At 57.0% G+C, this 1,249-nt stretch carries 1 protein-coding gene and 1 pseudogene; one reads left to right on the plus strand and one right to left on the minus strand.

All coding sequences use genetic code 11. The features are described 5' to 3' along the window. Positions 1–932, minus strand: a pseudogene (locus IQ256_RS29290) (IS3 family transposase); the annotation flags it as partial. Positions 933–1,039: 107 nt separating this feature from the next. On the opposite strand from IQ256_RS29290, the gene IQ256_RS29965 reads away from it, so the two are divergent. Beyond that, the coding region (locus tag IQ256_RS29965; protein WP_228025409.1) for a hypothetical protein at positions 1,040–1,249 on the plus strand (210 nt) is incomplete at its 3' end.

Consider the following 1,249-nt stretch of genomic DNA (forward strand, 5'->3'; position numbering starts at 1 on the left):
GCTTTGCCGCATTCGATAGCGCCACAACCGCTGCCGGAACATGCGGCTGGCATATTGGCTGCCCTGATCCGAGTGGAACATGAGTTTCTCAGGTTGACCCCGTTGCTCCCAGGCATGATCCAGGGCTTTCACCACCAGATCTGCATCCGGGTGGCTGGAGATGGCCCAGCCCACAACCCGCCGGGCGTAAAGATCCAGCACGACAGCCAGGTAACTCCAGCCTTTCCCCGTCCAGATGTAGGTGATGTCTCCGCACCACACCTGGTTCGGACTTGCCACCGTAAATTCTCGATCCAGATGGTTCGGTATATCTGGCCGCTCTACTGTCGCCTGCTTGTAAGCATGAGGCCCGGGCTGCTTGCAGATCAGCCCGAGTTCTCGCATCAGACTGCGCACCTTGAAGCGGCCGACTTCCTCTCCCTGCTCATTGAGGAGCCCTTGTATCGTGCGGCTTCCCGCAGAGCTGCGACTCTGATTAAACAAGCGGTTCACTTTGGCTTTCAAGGCCACTCGCTCCGCATCAATACGACGGCACCGCTTACGATGTTCGTAGTAACAGGAACGATGCACATCAAACGCTGAACAGACCAATTCCACAGGCTCTTGCTCACTTAACTGGTCAATCAGCGCGTACGATTCCAGTCGTCCGACATCAAGAGAGCAGTAGCCTTTTTTAGAATGTTCTTCTCCCGTTCCAGGCGCTCACAGCGAGCCTCAAGCTCCTGTATCCGGCGCTGCTCCGGAGTAAGAGCCTTGCCTTTCGGGGTAACTCCTTGGCGTTCAGCCTCAAGCTGCTTAACCCAGCGCCGCAGCGCGCTCTCGACTACACCAAGCGATGTGCTGGCTTGGGAAACTGTGTAGCCTTGATCCAGCACCAAGCTGGCGGCTTCCTGCTTGAATTCAGGAGTAAAGGAACGTCGTTTTCTGGTCATCTGGCACCTCGATTAAGGTGGTAACTTTACCACCTATGTTGGTGTCCGGATTCATTAGACCACTACAGATAGCATCAAGGTTTACCGGCAAGCAAGGAGCAGGCTAGGTGCCAACCTCATTTCCCCCAATCTCGCGGCATTGGCTCGGCCTTGCCCTGCTACTGCCTGTCACCTTAAGCGAAGCAAGCTCACTCCACGGCAGCCTGCAGACCCAATGGCACGGCCGCTATGTAAGCGAAGGCCGCGACAACCTCGATGGCCACAGCCTGCACAGCCTGGGCGGCGACCTGACAAAAGACCACGGGGCCCTGGGGGTC

It is taken from the genome of cf. Phormidesmis sp. LEGE 11477 (assembly GCF_015207105.1).
Taxonomy (GTDB): domain Bacteria; phylum Cyanobacteriota; class Cyanobacteriia; order Phormidesmidales; family Phormidesmidaceae; genus Phormidesmis.